The sequence below is a fragment of the Devosia sp. UYZn731 genome, assembly GCF_040546795.1.
GTDB lineage: Bacteria > Pseudomonadota > Alphaproteobacteria > Rhizobiales > Devosiaceae > Devosia.
The window spans coordinates 590,880-606,116 of record NZ_JBEPOL010000002.1; the positions used below are offsets into that span (position 1 = coordinate 590,880).

Sequence of the window (15,237 nt, forward strand, 5' to 3'; positions counted from 1 at the left end):
ATCACAGCGGTATATTCCCATGCTTCTTCTTCGGCATGCTCTGCTGCTTGTTCCGCAGCGTTGAGAACGCCCGGATCACCCGCCGCCGCGTGCCATGCGGCATGATAACGTCGTCGATAAACCCGCGCTCTGCGGCGACGAACGGATTGGCGAACCGCGCCTCGTAATCCGCCGTCCGCTGGGCAATCTTGTCCTTATCCCCAAGCTCGGAGCGATACAAAATCTCCACCGCCCCCTTGGCCCCCATCACCGCAATCTCAGCTGATGGCCAGGCATAGTTCACGTCCGCCCGAATATGCTTGCTCGCCATCACGTCATAGGCCCCGCCATAGGCTTTACGGGTAATCACCGTCACCAGCGGGACCGTTGCCTCGGCATAGGCGAACAGCAGCTTGGCGCCGTGCTTGATGATCCCGCCATATTCCTGCGCCACGCCCGGCAAAAATCCCGGCACGTCCACAAGCGTCAGGATCGGAATTTCAAAGCTGTCGCAGAAGCGGATGAACCGCGCTGCCTTCTTGGCTGAGTTGATGTCGAGGCACCCCGCCAGGACCAGCGGCTGGTTCGCCACCACGCCCACGCTCTCCCCATCCAGCCGGATGAACCCCGTCAGGATGTTCCCCGCATGGTCCTTCTGCAGCTCCAGAAAATCGCCCTCGTCGGCAATCTTGAGGATCACCTCGCGCATATCGTACGGCTGGTTGGCGCTATCGGGGATGATGGTATCAAGGCTCGCATCGCCCCGATCCACCGCATCATGGGTCGCCACGCGCGGCGCCTTGTGCCCCGCCGCCAGCGGCAAAAACGAGAACAGCCGCCGCACTTCCAGCAACGTCTCGATATCGTTGTCGAAGGCCGCGTCCGCCACCGATGAAATCTTGGTATGCGTCGAGGCCCCACCCAGCTCCTCCGCCGTCACCACTTCATTCGTCACCGTCTTGACCACGTCCGGCCCGGTCACGAACATGTAGCTGGTGTCCTTGACCATGTAGATGAAGTCGGTCATCGCCGGCGAATAGACCGCCCCGCCCGCGCATGGCCCCATGATGACGGAAATCTGCGGCACCGCCCCGCTCGCCTGCACATTGCGCAGGAACACATCGGCATAGCCCCCCAGCGAGGCCACACCCTCCTGAATGCGCGCCCCGCCAGAATCGTTGAGCCCGATCACCGGCGCGCCATTCTGCATCGCCAGGTCCATGATCTTGCAGATCTTCTTGGCATGGGTCTCGCTCAGCGAGCCGCCGAAGACGGTGAAATCCTGGCTGAACACATAGACCATGCGGCCATCGATCGTACCCCAGCCCACCACGACACCATCGCCAGGAATGATCGTATCGGCCATGTCGAAATCCGTCGCCCGATGGGTGACGAACATGTCGTATTCCTCAAAACTGCCCGGATCGAGCAGCACATCGAGCCGTTCCCGGGCGGTCAGCTTGCCCTTGGCGTGCTGCGTGTCGATCCGCTTTTGCCCGCCCCCAAGCCGCGCCTGCGCCCGCTTGTCCTCAAGTTGTGCGATGATCTTTTGCATATGGCCTCGCTTCGATTGGCGGCGAGCCTATAGAACCATATCGCTTTGCCCAAGCAGGTTAGCGGCGTTCCCCAGCGCAATTGCACAAGCCTTTCCAGTCTCTGTCGTGTGGTGAGTGCCAATCAGTCGACACCTCCCCCTTCCAGGGGGAGGATCAAGGTGGGGGTCCTTTTCGCAAAATTGGGGCTCTCACACCCCACCCAACCTCCCCCTTGAGGGGGAGGAGCAGGTTCGTGGGTACTGGCAGGATGGCGGGAGTCACACCCACCACTCTTGTCCTGTCTGCCTTGGAGCGTTATGGCAGGGACAATAACCCCGAGGGCCAGATGACACACCGACCGATCCGCATCGCCCCCTCGATCCTGTCCGCCGATTTCTCCCGCCTCGGCGAGGAAGTGCGCGCGCTCGACGCTGCCGGCGCCGATTATTTCCATGTCGATATCATGGACGGCCATTTCGTGCCCAATATCAGCTTTGGCCCCATGGTCATGGCGTCGATCCGCACGCTGACCACCAAGACCTTTGACGTTCACCTGATGATCGCCCCCGTCGATCCCTATATCGCTGCCTTCGCCAAGGCCGGCGCCGATAGCATCACCGTCCATGCCGAGGCCGGCCCGCATTTGCAGCGCTCCCTCCAGGCCATCAAGGCCGAGGGCAAGCGCGCGGGCGTCGCCATCAATCCGGGCACCCCGCTGTCCGCCGTCGAACACATCCTCGACGATATCGACCTGCTGCTGGTGATGAGCATCAATCCCGGCTTTGGCGGCCAGACCTTTATCCCCCACGCCATGGAAAAAATCCGCCAGGCCAAGGCGCTGCTCGGCAACCGACCCATCGATCTGGAAGTCGATGGCGGCGTCACCGCCGACAATGCCCGCGAGCTGGCCCAGGCCGGCATCAACGTCTTCGTCGCCGGCACCGCCATTCTCGGCGGCAATGACACGACGACCTACGCTTCACGCATCGCCGCCATCCGCACTGCCGCCTCGACCGTCACCGCCTGACTCAATTTCTGAACCACAAGGCTTAAGCCCATGATTCCGCGCTATTCCCGCCCCGAGATGGTTGCCATCTGGTCGGCCGAAACCCGCTTCGCCATCTGGTTCGAGATCGAAGCCCACGCCACCACCAAGCTGGCCGAGCTGGGCGTCGTGCCGAAGGAATCCGCCCAGAAAATCTGGGACGTGATGAATGCCCGCAAGGCCGAGTTCGGCGATTATCACTTCGATGTCACCCGCATCGATGAGATCGAGCGCACCACCAAGCACGACGTCATCGCCTTCCTGACGCATCTCAGCGAACTCGTCGGCCCCGAAGCGCGCTTCGTGCATCAGGGCATGACCTCCTCCGACGTGCTCGATACCACCCTCTCGGTCCAGCTCGCCCGCGCCGCCGATTTGATGCTGGCCGATATCGATGCCCTGCTGGCCGCCCTCAAGCGCCGCGCCCTCGAGCATAAGAACACCATCACCATCGGCCGCAGCCACGGTATCCATGCTGAGCCGACCACCTTCGGCGTCAAGCTAGCCGAGGCATATGCCGAATTCACCCGCGCCCGCGCCCGCCTGGTCAATGCCCGCGCCGAAATCGCCACCGCCGCCATTTCTGGCGCGATAGGGTCCTTCGCCAATATCGATCCCTCGGTTGAGGAATACGTCGCCGAAAAACTGGGCCTGGCGGTCGAGCCGGTCTCGACCCAGGTCATTCCGCGCGATCGCCACGCCATGTTCTTCGCCACGCTGGGCGTCATTGCCTCCTCGGTGGAGCGCGTCGCTATCGAAATACGCCACCTGCAGCGCACCGAGGTTCTGGAAGCCGAGGAGTTCTTCTCCCCCGGCCAGAAGGGTTCTTCGGCCATGCCGCACAAGCGCAACCCGGTGCTGACCGAAAACCTCACCGGCCTCGCCCGCCTCGTGCGCGGCATGGTCACGCCGGCGCTCGAAAACGTCGCCCTCTGGCACGAGCGCGATATCTCCCACTCCTCAGTCGAGCGCATGATCGGCCCCGATGCCACTATCACGTTGGACTTCGCCCTGGCCCGCCTCACCGGCGTCATCGATAAGCTCGTGGTCTATCCCAAGAACATGCGCCGCAATCTCGACCTGCTCGGCGGCTTGCACAATTCCCAGCGCGTCCTGCTCGCGCTCACCCAGGCCGGCTATTCCCGCGAGGACAGCTATTCGGCCGTGCAGCGCAACGCCATGAAGGTCTGGCAGATGGACGGCGACCGCGCCGGCCAGTTCGCCATCAACCTCAAGGCCGACCCGGAAGTGACTCTGAGCGACGAACAAATCGACGCCATGTTCGATGATGCCTACCACCTCAAACACGTCGATACGATCTTCACCCGCGTCTTTGGCGAGGCATGATGACCATTTTCTACGCCCAGGAAACCGGCCTCACCGCCGAAGAATATATCGAATGCGTCAGCCAGTCCGAGTTGGGCTCGATTCGCCCCATCGGCAACCCCGAGCGAGTGCAGGCCTATCTCGAAAACTCCAACCTGGTGATCACCGCCCGCAACAAGAACGGCACCCTTATCGGCCTGTTTCGCGGCATGACGGATTGGCACTGGGTCTGCTACTGCGCCGATCTGGCCGTTGCCGAAACCCATCAGGGCCAGGGCATCGGCAAGGCCCTGATGGACAAGGCAACCGAAATCCTTGGTCCGGGCGTCACCGTCACCCTTTTGTCGGTGCCCGGCGCCGAAGCCTTCTACAAACACATCGGCCTCAGCCAGACCAGCGCCGCCTTCTATCGCGACAGGACCAACCGCTCATGAAGATTTCCGAAGCCGATGTCCTGATTCTGCCCGGCCTGGGCAGTGCCGGCCCCGGCCACTGGCAAACCCGCTGGGCCGAGCGCCTGCCCTATGCCGCCATCGTCGAACAAGCCGATTGGGACGAGCCCGAACTGGACGATTGGGTCGACACCATCGAGCAGGCCATCATCATGGCCACCCGTCCGGTCGTCCTCGTCGCCCATTCGCTCGCCTGCATCGCCGTGGCCCACACCGCCTCGCGCCTCGCCGATACCAAGGTGCGCGGTGCCTTCCTCGTTGCCCCGCCCGATGTCGAGTTGCACCCCGACGTGCCCGAGGCCACGTGGCCGTTCCGCCCGATTCCGCGCGACCCGCTGCCCTTCCCCTCTATGCTCGTCGCCTCCAGCAATGACCCCTACTGCTCGCTCGACCGCGCCGTCGAATTCGCCACCTGCTGGGGCAGCGATTTCCACCAGGCTGGGGAAGCCGGCCACATCAACCTCGCCTCCGGCCACGGCCCTTGGCCCGAGGGCCTGCTGATGTTCACCCGCCTGATGCAGCGCCTCAAGGCCTAGTGCCACAACCTTGCCGTAAATCCGCCAAGCTCCTTCAATGATGGCGAAATTCATCATTACGAAAATTAATAATCCCTAATTTGAGAAACTTCCGCGGCAGTTCTAATTCTCTCATCGCCGGTTTGAACCGCGCCGGCCGATCCCCTGATCGGCGACACGACGCGATCCGAAAACTGGCTACTGTTCCGGATGCCAAGTGCCCGGACTTTTCGATGGATGCCTAAAATGCGCAAGTTCCTCGTTCCTGTTGCTGTCGCTCTCGTCCTGGGTACATCTGGTCTGGCCATGGCCGCCAGCACCACGGCTATCGCTACCAAGCCCGCAGCAGCGGCAATGGCCGCCCCTCAGGCGGTCACCAACACCATCAAATCGGTCGATATGAAGACCCATACGCTGGTGCTGGCGAACGGCATTTCCTACAAGCTGCCAAGCAACTTCAAGGATCCAGGGCTCAAGGCCGGCCAGAAGGTCACCGTGAAGTGGCAGATGAACGGCAAGGCTTACGACGCCACCAGCGTCGTCCTGGGCTAATCAACACCACAGCCTGATTGAAAAAGGGAGCCCGTCTCGCGACGGGCTCCCTGATCTATTGCAACGATACTTCGGCTATGGAGGATGCGTTGAGATTCAAGTCAGGCCGAAGCGAAAATGGTGGGTTTCGAGAACCGGAGCGGAGCGTACATTTGGTACGTGAGCACCGGAAGCGCAGAAACCCGCCATTTGCAGCCAGGCATCACTTGAAGATCAATGCATCTTAGCCCTCGGCACGAACCTGCTCGTTCGCCACGGCGGTCAGCTGCGCCATCTTCTGGCGAATCACATCGTCGCCCAGCGTCACGTTCTTGGCCTTGAGGTCGGCCGCAACCTTGCGGAAAACGTCCTCATCGCCGGCTTCCTCGAAATCGGCGGCCACCACTTCGGCGGCATAGCTCTTGGCTTCGTCGCCGGTCAGCCCCAGCAGCTCGGCCGCCCAGATACCCAACAGCTTGTTGCGGCGGGCTTCGGCCTTGAAGCGTGTCTCGGCGTCAAATGCGAACTTGGCTTCCTGGCCCTTCTTGCGATCGTCGAATCCGCTCATCTTTTATGCCCCTCGGCTCTGGGTTGTTCGCCTTGCACATAAGGCGTCGCGCCGCTCAAATCAACGCCATGCGACTTTATGCGGCCGATATGCAATAAGCTTATGTCGCAACGGCCGCCATGGCCCGCGCCGAACCGAAAAGGCTTGCATTTTCGTGCCGATCTGGCGCATGAAGCGGCCAAATTTCTCACCCCCAATTCTCCTTCATTGATACGGACAGACAGATGAACCGTCGACGCAGAATCTATGAAGGCAAGGCCAAGATCCTGTTCGAAGGTCCTGAGCCCGGCACTTTGGTTCAATATTTCAAGGACGACACCACCGCCGGCGACGGCGCACGCCACGAAGTTCTCGATGGCAAGGGCGTCCTCAACAACCGCATTTCCGAATTCATCTTCACCAAGCTGAATGGCCTCGGGATCCCGACTCACTTCCTCAAGCGCATCAACATGCGCGAGCAGCTGATCAAGGAAGTGGAGATCATCCCGCTCGAGATCATCGTGCGCAATATCGCGGCCGGCTCGCTGGTCAAGCGCCTCGGCCTCGAGGAGGGCACCCAGCTGCCCCGCTCGATCATCGAGTTCTGCTACAAGGACGATGCCCTGCACGATCCGATGGTGAGCGAAGAGCACATCACCGCCTTCGGCTGGGCCACTCCCGCCGAGCTCGACGACATCATGAGCCTCGCCATCCGCGTCAACGACTTCCTCTCGGGCCTGTTCATGGGCGTCGGCATCCAGCTCGTCGATTTCAAGATCGAGTGCGGGCGCCTCTATGAAGGCGACATGATGCGCATCGTCCTGGCCGACGAAATCTCCCCCGACTCATGCCGCCTGTGGGACATCAAGACCCGCAACAAGATGGACAAGGACCGCTTCCGCCAGAATCTTGGCGGCGTCGTCGAGAGCTATCGCGAAGTCGCCCAGCGCCTTGGCATCCTGGTCGAAACCGACAACGCGCTGACCACTGGTCCGCGCCTCGTTCAGTAATCTGCCGTTAAGGGTATCCGCATGAAAGCGCGCGTCACCGTCACCCTGAAATCAGGCGTTCTCGACCCACAGGGACAGGCGATCGAAGGCTCGCTGAAGAGTTTGGGCTTCGCCGGCGTCGGCGCAGTCCGGCAGGGCAAGGTGTTTGACCTTGCCCTGGAGGGCACCGACGAGGCTGTTGCGCGCTCGCAACTCACCGCCATGTGCGATCGGCTGCTTGCCAATACTGTGATCGAAAACTACGCGATCGAAATATCTCATTAATATCTAATTGCCATAACTCTAGACGTGCCCACGTCCGGCGCAGGACCATTCTGCCATGCTCAGAACCATCTCCCTTTCGGTCATCTTCTTCGCCACCATGGGCCTGCTCTTCGCAGCCTATGCGTCGGTTCCGCTGTAGCTCTAGGGATCGCATTATCCAAACGCTTACCAGTTGAGCAGTTTGCGCGACCACATACTCACCTGTTTACCGACTTGATCCCAGCCGCAGGCTAGACTGCCTCCGATATCCGGAGGAGCGTCATGTCGGAACCTGCGAATCGCCTGCAATGGGTGGATATGGCCAAGGGCCTGTCGATCCTGCTCGTGGTCATGATGTATTCCGCCTTCAGCACCGGCGAAGACACCGGCGGCACCGGCGTGCTGCACTGGGTCATCGGCTTCGCCACCCCATTCCGCATGCCCGAATTCTTCATGATTTCCGGCCTGTTCCTGTCCCAAGTCATCGCCCGCGACTGGAAGCGCTATGCCGACCGGCGCGTGCTGCATTACTTCTATTTCTACGCGCTCTGGGCGCTCATCCACATCATCTTCAAGGAAGCCCTGATCGCCCGCGATCCGGCGACCGCCCTCAGCTATATCGTCTGGGGCATTGTCGAACCCTATGGCGTGCTGTGGTTCATCTACATGCTCGCCGTGTTCAGCGCTGCCACCAAGCTGCTGCATGATCTGCGCGCGCCCCATTGGGCGGTCCTTGCCGTCGGCGCCATCCTGCAGATGTCCGCCGTTCACACCGGCAGCTACGTGGTCGACCAGTTTGCCGCCTATTTCGTCTACTTCTACGCCGGTTACGCCTTCGCGCCGCAGATCTTCAGAATCGCCGATTGGGCAGCAGCCAACGTGCTGCCCGCCATCGGCGCGCTGTCCGTCTGGGCCATAGCCGAGACCGCCCTTGTGTTCTCCGCCGGCTTCGAAGTCGCCCCCGGCCACGTCACCATGGGCCTCGCCGCCCTGCCCGGCATCCATCTGGCGCTGGCCATCATCGGCACCGTCGCGCTCTGCGTGCTCGCGGTCCTTTTGACCAAGCTGCCCGCGATGAACTGGCTGGGCTGGCTCGGCTCCAAGTCGCTCATCATCTATCTGGTCTTCGTGCTGCCCATGGGCATCGTCCGCACCATCCTCCTCAAGCTCGGCATCATCACCGATGTCAGCACGATCAGCATCATCGTCATGGCCGCCTCGGTGATTTCGCCGCTGATCCTCTACTGGATCGTCGAGCGCACCGGCTGGGGCAAATTCCTGTTCGAGCGCCCCGCCTGGGCCCACATCCCCGGCACACCGGGGGCCCGCCAGCCGCGCGACACCACCGCCACCGCGCCCGCGGAATAGCCGATGCGCTCATACCTCGACGCATTGCTGCGCTATTTCGAGTTCTCCGGCCGAACCGGCCGCGCCCAGTACTGGCTGTACCAGTTGGTCACGCTCATCATCGTGGGTGGAGCCATCTATTACGAATATCGCAGCACTGGCCTGCTGCCCGCTGAAGACAATCTCAGCCCGCTCATGATTTTCTTGAGCTTGTTCCACGTCATACCCGGCATCACCGTCACCGTCCGCCGCCTGCACGATATCGGCAAATCCGGCTGGTGGTATCTGCTCAATTTCGTCCCGTTCGGAGGGCTCTGGGTCCTGGTCTGGACCTGTTACGCTTCCGAGCCCGGCTCCAACGAATACGGCGACCGCGACGGCGACTCGGGTCAGCGCCAAAAGTCGCGCCGCGCTGAACCCGAGCCTTATTACGCCCGCGCCCTGCGCCCCAGCGCCGCAAGCGCCAGCAACTCCTCCGCTGGCCCTTCGCGCCCCAACGGCTCCACCGAACGCTTCATCTAAGCTCCCGCTTCCGATCGCCTCGCTCCCCAAAGCCATGGCTCCTTCCTCCATCCTTGGGGGGAGGGCCAGTTGGGGTCACCCACCATCTATCCCCGCTACCGCGCCCCTTCAGACCCAATCCCACCCCACCCACCGCCTTCCCGCGGGCTTGACCCGCGGGCCACCCTCAGCCCGGCACAAGCGGCGAACGACCCGCGGATCAAGTCCGCGGGAAGGCGGTGGGTGGGGATGCTTTGGCGCCTCTCGTTCATCTCAAGGGGAGGGAAGCACACCCTCCCCGCCCCCGGCAGGGTGTGTCGAGCATGAGGTCAGGCCGAGTCGCAAACCGTGGTCTTCGAGAACCGGGGCCGGGCGTACATCTGTACGTGAGCGCCGGAAGTGCAGAAGAGCGCGGTTTGCAGACCGGCATCACCTCAAGACCCTTGCGTTTTCCTCCAAGACTCACGACAAGACGCCCACAACTCCTGACATAGCGAGGATCAGCCGATGAAATCCGCAGTCATCGTCTTTCCGGGCCTCAATCGCGACCGTGACATGATCGCGGCGCTCACCAAGATTTCCGGCACGGCCCCCGCCGTCGTCTGGCATCAGGATGCCGACCTGCCCGATGTCGACCTCATCGTCATCCCCGGCGGCTTCTCCTACGGCGATTATCTGCGCTGCGGTGCCATCGCTGCCCGCTCGCCCATCATGGACAAGATCCGCGCCCGCGCCGAGGCCGGCGTCAAGGTGCTCGGCGTCTGCAACGGCTTCCAGATCCTGATCGAAGCCGGCCTGCTGCCCGGCGCGCTGATGCGCAATATGAGCCTCAAATTCGTCTGCCGCGAGGTCAAGCTCGAAGTCACCAATGCCGCGACCGACTTCACCCGCGGCTACGCGCAAGGCCAGATCATCCGCTGCCCCGTCGCCCATCACGACGGCAACTATTTCGCCGATAGCGAGACCATCGCCCGTCTCGAAGGCAATGGCCAGGTGGCCTTCCGCTACGCCGAAGGCACCAATCCCAACGGCTCGATCAACGACATCGCCGGCATTCTCAATGACCGCAAGAATGTCCTCGGCCTGATGCCCCACCCGGAAAACCTGATCGAATCCGCCCATGGCGGCACCGATGGCCGCGCCCTGTTCTCGGGTCTCTTGCAACAGGTCGCCTGATATGGTGCGCCGCCCCGCCAGAAACCCGCGCATTCTGCTGCCCTGGGTTGGTCTTGCCGTCGGCATTGGCGGCGTGGGGCTGCAATTTTCCCTGTCGATGCCGGCCTATGCCGCCGTGGGCAAGGATATTCCCGGCGCGCTCGGCACGTTCCTGGCGTTCTACACCATCCTGACCAACATCGTCCTGGTGCTGGTCTACCTCTCCGTCGTGACGACCTGGCGCTGGCTTGACCTGTTCCGCCACCCGATCACGCGCGGGCTGATGGCCGGCAATATCGCGCTGGTCATGCTCTACGTCTATTTCATGCTGCGCCATCTGTTCGTCCTCGAAGGCCAGGCGCTGACCGCCGACAACATGCTGCATTACCTGGCGCCGATCCTGTACCTCTTGTGGTGGGTCATCGCCCAGCCGCACGGCACGCTGAAGTGGCCCAACCTGCCGCTGATGCTGGTCCCCACGCTAGCCTACCTGCTCTACATCCTGGCCCGCGGCGCCTGGGTCACCGAATATCCCTACCCGATCCTCGCGGTAAACAAGATCGGCTACGGCGCCGTTCTGCTCAATTCCGCTTACATGACCGTTGGCCTCGCCGCCCTGATGGCAATCGTCATCGCCGCCGACCACCTCCTTGCCCGTTTCTCCCGGACAGTGCCCGCATGACCTATCAGAACCACATCGCCATCACGCCCAAGCTCGTTGCCGATCACGGCCTCAAGCCCGATGAATTCGAAAAGATCGTCGCCCTGATCGGTCGCCAGCCGACCTATACGGAGCTCGGCATTTTCTCGGCGATGTGGAACGAGCACTGCTCCTACAAATCCTCCAAGAAGTGGCTCAAGACCCTGCCAACCAATGGCCCCCGCGTCATTCAGGGCCCCGGCGAAAATGCCGGCGTGGTCGATATCGGCGATGGCCAGGCCGTAGTCTTCAAGATGGAGAGCCACAACCACCCCAGCTTCATCGAGCCCTATCAGGGCGCCGGCACCGGCATGGGCGGCATCCTGCGCGACGTCTTCACCATGGGCGCCCGCCCCGTCGCCGCCATGAACGCCCTGCGCTTCGGCGCACCCGATCATGAAAAGACCCGCCATCTCGTTTCCGGCGTCGTTGCCGGCATCGGCGGCTATGCCAATGCCTTCGGCGTCCCCACCGTCGGTGGCGAAGTCGAATTCGACGCTCGCTACAACGGCAATATCCTGGTGAATGCCTTCGCCGCGGGCCTGGTCGATACCGACAAGATTTTCCTGTCCGAAGCCAAGGGCGTCGGCCTGCCCGTCGTCTATCTCGGGGCCAAGACCGGTCGCGACGGCGTCGGCGGCGCCACCATGGCCTCGGCCGAATTCGGCGACGACATCGATGAAAAGCGCCCCACCGTGCAAGTCGGCGACCCCTTCACCGAAAAGCGCCTGCTCGAAGCGTGCCTCGAACTGATGGCCACCGGGGCCGTCATCGCCATCCAGGATATGGGCGCGGCGGGTCTGACCTGCTCGGCGGTCGAAATGGGTGCCAAGGGCGATCTCGGCATCGAACTCAACCTCGACATGGTCCCGGTCCGCGAAACCGCCATGACCCCCTATGAAATGATGCTGTCGGAATCCCAGGAGCGCATGCTCATGGTCCTGCATCCCGAAAAGGAAGCCGAAGCCCGCGCCGTCTTCGTTAAATGGGAACTCGATTTCGCCACCGTCGGTAAAACCACCGACGATCTTCGCTTCCGCGTCATGTGGCAGGGCGAAGAAGTCGCCAATCTCCCGATCAAGGATTTGGGCGACGAAGCCCCCGAATATGACCGCCCGTGGATCGAGAGCAAGAAGTCCAGCATGCTGGCTGAAAACGACGTCCCGCAGATGGATGTCGCCGACGCTTTGCTCGCCTTGATCGGCGGCCACCAGATCGGCTCCCGCCGCTGGGTTTACGAGCAATACGACACCCTGATCCAGGGCAATTCCCTGCAACGCCCAGGCGGCGATGCCGGCGTCATCCGCGTCGATGGCCACCCCACCAAGGCCCTGGCCTTCACCTCCGACGTCAACCCGCGCTATTGCGAAGCCGACCCCTATGAGGGCGGCAAGCAGGCCGTCGCCGAAGCCTGGCGCAACCTCACGGCCACCGGCGCAGACCCCCTCGCGGCCACCGATAACCTGAACTTCGGCAACCCCGAACGCCCTGAAATCATGGGACAATTGGTCGGCGCCATCAAGGGCATCGGCGAAGCCTGCATCGCGCTCGACTTCCCCATCGTCTCCGGAAACGTGTCGCTCTACAACGAAACCAACGGCAAGGGCATCCTGCCCACCCCAACCATTGGCGGCGTCGGCCTCCTGCCCGATTGGTCGCAAATGGTCCGCATCGCCTTCGCCGGCGAGAACCAGGTCATCCTCCTCGTCGGCTCCCCCGCCAATCGCGGCAGCCACCTTGCCCAGTCGATCTATATGCGCGACCTGTTCGACCGCAAGGACGGCCCACCGCCCCCCGTCGATCTCGCCCACGAGCGCCGCACCGGCGATTTCGTCCGCAAACTCATACGCTTAGGCATCGCCACGGCCGTCCACGACCTCTCCGACGGCGGCCTCGCCGTGGGCCTGGCTGAAATGGCCATCGCCTCCGGCATTGGCGCCACCGTTACCGACATCACCACCGCCGACCCGATCCCGCAGTTCTTTGGCGAAGATCAGGGCCGCTACCTCGTCACCATCAACCTCGACCCCCAAGGCGAGGAAATCGTCGCCCTCTGGGACGAAGCCAAAGCCTTGGGCATCCACGCCCCCTGGATCGGCTCCACCGGAGGCACCGACCTCGTCCTCGGCGATGCCCGCCCTATCCCCGTATCGGCTCTCAAGGCCGCCCACGAGGGCTGGTTCCCCAAGTTCATGGCCGGCGAATGACCTCCTGGGCGCGTTTTTCCGCGAGTTTCGCCTCTCGCATGCGCGCGCGCATGCATCTGAGCCTGCTCAAAAAAACCTACCTGCGCGCCTTGAGCGAACTACCGACCATCACTGGCCCAACCATCGTGGTCGGCAGCGCGCCCAACCCGTACCCGCCGAAGGGGCTGAACGACAACTGGTTCGTCATCAGCGTCAATGCCTCGCAAGTCACCGCCGAACAGTTCGGCCTGCCCCGGCCCGACCTCACCATCCTCCGCGACAATATTTTCTTTCGCGGTAACGTCTTCGTGCCCACCGAGATTCACGACGCCCTATGGGCCGCATTGCGCGGCAGGCAAACCGCCCATGCGGTCGCCATCATGGGTAGCAGCGAGGACAAGGGCGCCACCGCTCAACTCGCCATCCATGACTACCGCGCCGACAGCGTCACCGAGCTAGACCGCCATGTCCGCGGCGCTGTCATCATGGAAATGACCGGCCTTTCTCACGTTGGCCTCAGCGCGGGCATCTCGAACGGCATCTTCGCGGCGTTGCTGGCGCTGAAGCTCGGCGCCAACCCGGTTGTCATGTCGGGTTTCTCGTTCACCCCAGGCTGGCATTTCGCCAAGGACGTTGCCGTACCGCGCGGTCATATCCAGCCCGATCGAGCCGTGCTCAAGGCCATGGTGAACCGCGGATATCCGGTCTTTGCCTCGGACCCGGACTTCGCGAAAAACTCCGGCCTGCCGCTTTGGACCGGCCCCGCCGCCTGATATCGCGCCAGGTTAGGTCCTGCGGTACACTTTACGCGCTGTTCAAATCCCAGCATCGCCTTATGATCGCCGCTCTTTGGCGTCTTCTGGCGCTTGTATTGTGCGATGATTTTGGAGAGCCGTGATGAACAACCGCTGGGCCCTGGCCCCCTGCCTTCTGGCCGCGGCCGCTCTCCTGCCCGTCGGGGCTTATGCGCAATCCGATGTCACGGTCACCCGCTCTATCCTGCCCGATCAGCCCTATACGCTGATCTATCCTGCCGTCATGACGGCCACGGGCGGCGCCGCCGATCCGCTGACCATCAACCATCCCGATGCGCCGCTGCAGTGCAGTGTCACCATCGTGCCGGCCGTCACCGACACCAACTGGACCCCCGACAGCGCCCTGGCCGATTTTGACGACGCCAAGGTCGCCGCCACGTGGACCGACAGCTTTCCCGGCTTCACCGTAGCCAGCAAGGGTACCACCGCCTATCAAAGCGGCCCCGCCCTCATTTATGAGGGCCAAAGCACCAATTCGCCCATGGGCGTGCCGCTGACCATCATGCACACCGAAACCGTCGATGGCGGCCGCGGCTATGTTCTCGATTGCCTGTTCGCCACCGAGGTGGCCGAAAAAGCCCGCCCTATCGCCAGTTTCATCATCGCAAACTTCTCCACCAAGGCGGATGCGGAATGTTGCGTTGGCGCCGAGGTCGCGCCGGAGCCCACGGCACCGGCAGCACCCGCACCCTAGGCCCAGGCGCCGCCTCGTATTGAAGCCTCCCTGCGCACGTGCCATATCAGTCTGACGCGGCCCGCGCCGCCAACTGCCCAGGAGTGCCCGCCATGCCCATGGAATCCGCCGAGATCGAACGCCGCATCAAAACGGCCCTGCCCGATGCGTCCATTGAAATCCGTGACCTGGCCGGCGATGGCGATCATTGGGCCGCTACGGTGATTTCCGAGCAGTTCCGCGGTAAAACCCGCGTGCAGCAGCACCAGCTCGTCTATGCCGCCCTGCAAGGCGACATGGGCGGGGCGCTCCACGCTCTCGCCCTCCAAACGAGTGCCCCCGAATAACATGGCGTCATCGCTGCGCGAATCGCTCGACCTGATCCGCATGGTGCGGCCCGAAGCCGGCACCACCGCGCTCGATCACGAAATTCTCGCCGAGCGCGCCTCCTCGCTCGGTGCCGCTGAACGCCACGTCATCGACGCCATCGCGGCATTGGCGACGGCCACCACAGACCGCGACCAGCGCCTCGCCGAGGCGCGCCAACAGGTCTGGCAATATTTCGTGCAGCGCGAACTGGTCGGCTTCCGCCGCCACACGGACGTGATTCAAGACCTCAAGATCCCGCCCGAAGTGCTTGCCGGTCTTGGTGCAATGCCGGCGCGGCGCAAGTGATC

18 protein-coding genes are annotated in these 15,237 nt (G+C 62.8%); 16 read left to right on the top strand and 2 right to left on the bottom strand.

Annotated elements, in window-relative coordinates; all coding sequences use genetic code 11:
* Nucleotide 1: 1 nt before the first annotated feature.
* Nucleotides 2-1,534, bottom strand: coding sequence for an acyl-CoA carboxylase subunit beta (locus ABIB57_RS07370; protein ID WP_354039571.1), 1,533 nt, complete (start codon nt 1,532-1,534; stop codon nt 2-4).
* A gap of 326 nt (nt 1,535-1,860) precedes the next feature.
* Here ABIB57_RS07370 and rpe point away from each other — a divergent pair, with 326 nt between their 5' ends.
* From rpe to ABIB57_RS07395, 5 genes are all read left to right on the top strand, one after another.
* The gene (rpe, locus tag ABIB57_RS07375; RefSeq protein ID WP_354039572.1) at nt 1,861-2,541 is read left to right on the top strand and encodes a ribulose-phosphate 3-epimerase; all 681 of its coding nucleotides are present in this window, start codon (nt 1,861-1,863) and stop codon (nt 2,539-2,541) included.
* A gap of 30 nt (nt 2,542-2,571) precedes the next feature.
* Nucleotides 2,572-3,906 (top strand): adenylosuccinate lyase, encoded by a 1,335-nt coding sequence (gene purB, locus ABIB57_RS07380; RefSeq protein ID WP_354039573.1) that lies wholly within the window; start codon nt 2,572-2,574, stop codon nt 3,904-3,906.
* Nucleotides 3,906-4,319, top strand: coding sequence for a GNAT family N-acetyltransferase (locus ABIB57_RS07385; protein ID WP_354039574.1), 414 nt, complete (start codon nt 3,906-3,908; stop codon nt 4,317-4,319). The genes purB and ABIB57_RS07385 overlap by 1 nt, the downstream gene beginning before the upstream one ends.
* A complete protein-coding gene (locus ABIB57_RS07390) occupies nt 4,316-4,873 on the top strand; it encodes an RBBP9/YdeN family alpha/beta hydrolase (RefSeq protein WP_354039575.1) in 558 nt (185 codons plus the stop codon). Before ABIB57_RS07385 ends, ABIB57_RS07390 begins: the two co-directional genes overlap by 4 nt.
* A 225-nt stretch (nt 4,874-5,098) precedes the next feature.
* Nucleotides 5,099-5,404: a DUF1344 domain-containing protein gene (locus ABIB57_RS07395; protein ID WP_354039576.1), complete on the top strand. Its 306-nt coding sequence runs from the start codon at nt 5,099-5,101 to the stop codon at nt 5,402-5,404.
* 223 nt (nt 5,405-5,627) lie between these two features.
* On the opposite strand, the gene ABIB57_RS07400 is transcribed toward ABIB57_RS07395, so the two are convergent.
* The gene (locus tag ABIB57_RS07400; protein ID WP_354039578.1) at nt 5,628-5,951 is read right to left on the bottom strand and encodes a DUF1476 domain-containing protein; all 324 of its coding nucleotides are present in this window, start codon (nt 5,949-5,951) and stop codon (nt 5,628-5,630) included.
* 224 nt (nt 5,952-6,175) lie between these two features.
* On the opposite strand from ABIB57_RS07400, the gene purC reads away from it, so the two are divergent.
* From purC to ABIB57_RS07455, 11 genes are all read left to right on the top strand, one after another.
* Nucleotides 6,176-6,940, top strand: coding sequence for a phosphoribosylaminoimidazolesuccinocarboxamide synthase (purC, locus tag ABIB57_RS07405; protein ID WP_299728986.1), 765 nt, complete (start codon nt 6,176-6,178; stop codon nt 6,938-6,940).
* A 21-nt stretch (nt 6,941-6,961) separates the two neighbouring features.
* Nucleotides 6,962-7,204, top strand: coding sequence for a phosphoribosylformylglycinamidine synthase subunit PurS (gene purS, locus ABIB57_RS07410; protein WP_299728989.1), 243 nt, complete (start codon nt 6,962-6,964; stop codon nt 7,202-7,204).
* A 261-nt stretch (nt 7,205-7,465) separates the two neighbouring features.
* Nucleotides 7,466-8,551, top strand: a complete 1,086-nt coding sequence (locus ABIB57_RS07415) for an acyltransferase family protein (protein ID WP_354039581.1) — start codon at nt 7,466-7,468, stop codon at nt 8,549-8,551.
* 3 nt (nt 8,552-8,554) lie between these two features.
* Nucleotides 8,555-9,052 carry a DUF805 domain-containing protein gene (locus ABIB57_RS07420; RefSeq protein WP_354039583.1) on the top strand — a complete coding sequence of 166 codons (498 nt, stop codon included), beginning with the start codon at nt 8,555-8,557 and terminating at the stop codon, nt 9,050-9,052.
* A 486-nt stretch (nt 9,053-9,538) separates the two neighbouring features.
* Nucleotides 9,539-10,207 (top strand): phosphoribosylformylglycinamidine synthase subunit PurQ, encoded by a 669-nt coding sequence (gene purQ, locus ABIB57_RS07425; protein WP_354039585.1) that lies wholly within the window; start codon nt 9,539-9,541, stop codon nt 10,205-10,207.
* 1 nt (nt 10,208) lies between these two features.
* Nucleotides 10,209-10,868, top strand: coding sequence for a Pr6Pr family membrane protein (locus ABIB57_RS07430; protein WP_354039587.1), 660 nt, complete (start codon nt 10,209-10,211; stop codon nt 10,866-10,868).
* A complete protein-coding gene (purL, locus tag ABIB57_RS07435; protein WP_354039589.1) occupies nt 10,865-13,093 on the top strand; it encodes a phosphoribosylformylglycinamidine synthase subunit PurL in 2,229 nt (742 codons plus the stop codon). Before ABIB57_RS07430 ends, purL begins: the two co-directional genes overlap by 4 nt.
* Before the next feature lie 38 nt (nt 13,094-13,131).
* Entirely contained in the window at nt 13,132-13,845 is a 714-nt protein-coding gene (locus tag ABIB57_RS07440; RefSeq protein ID WP_354039591.1) for a hypothetical protein, read from the top strand.
* Nucleotides 13,846-13,969: 124 nt separating this feature from the next.
* Nucleotides 13,970-14,581, top strand: a complete 612-nt coding sequence (locus tag ABIB57_RS07445; protein ID WP_354039593.1) for a hypothetical protein — start codon at nt 13,970-13,972, stop codon at nt 14,579-14,581.
* A gap of 92 nt (nt 14,582-14,673) precedes the next feature.
* Entirely contained in the window at nt 14,674-14,907 is a 234-nt protein-coding gene (locus tag ABIB57_RS07450) for a BolA family protein (RefSeq protein WP_299728179.1), read from the top strand.
* Nucleotide 14,908: 1 nt separating this feature from the next.
* The gene (locus ABIB57_RS07455; protein ID WP_354039595.1) at nt 14,909-15,235 is read left to right on the top strand and encodes a DUF6665 family protein; all 327 of its coding nucleotides are present in this window, start codon (nt 14,909-14,911) and stop codon (nt 15,233-15,235) included.
* Nucleotides 15,236-15,237 lie beyond the last annotated feature (2 nt).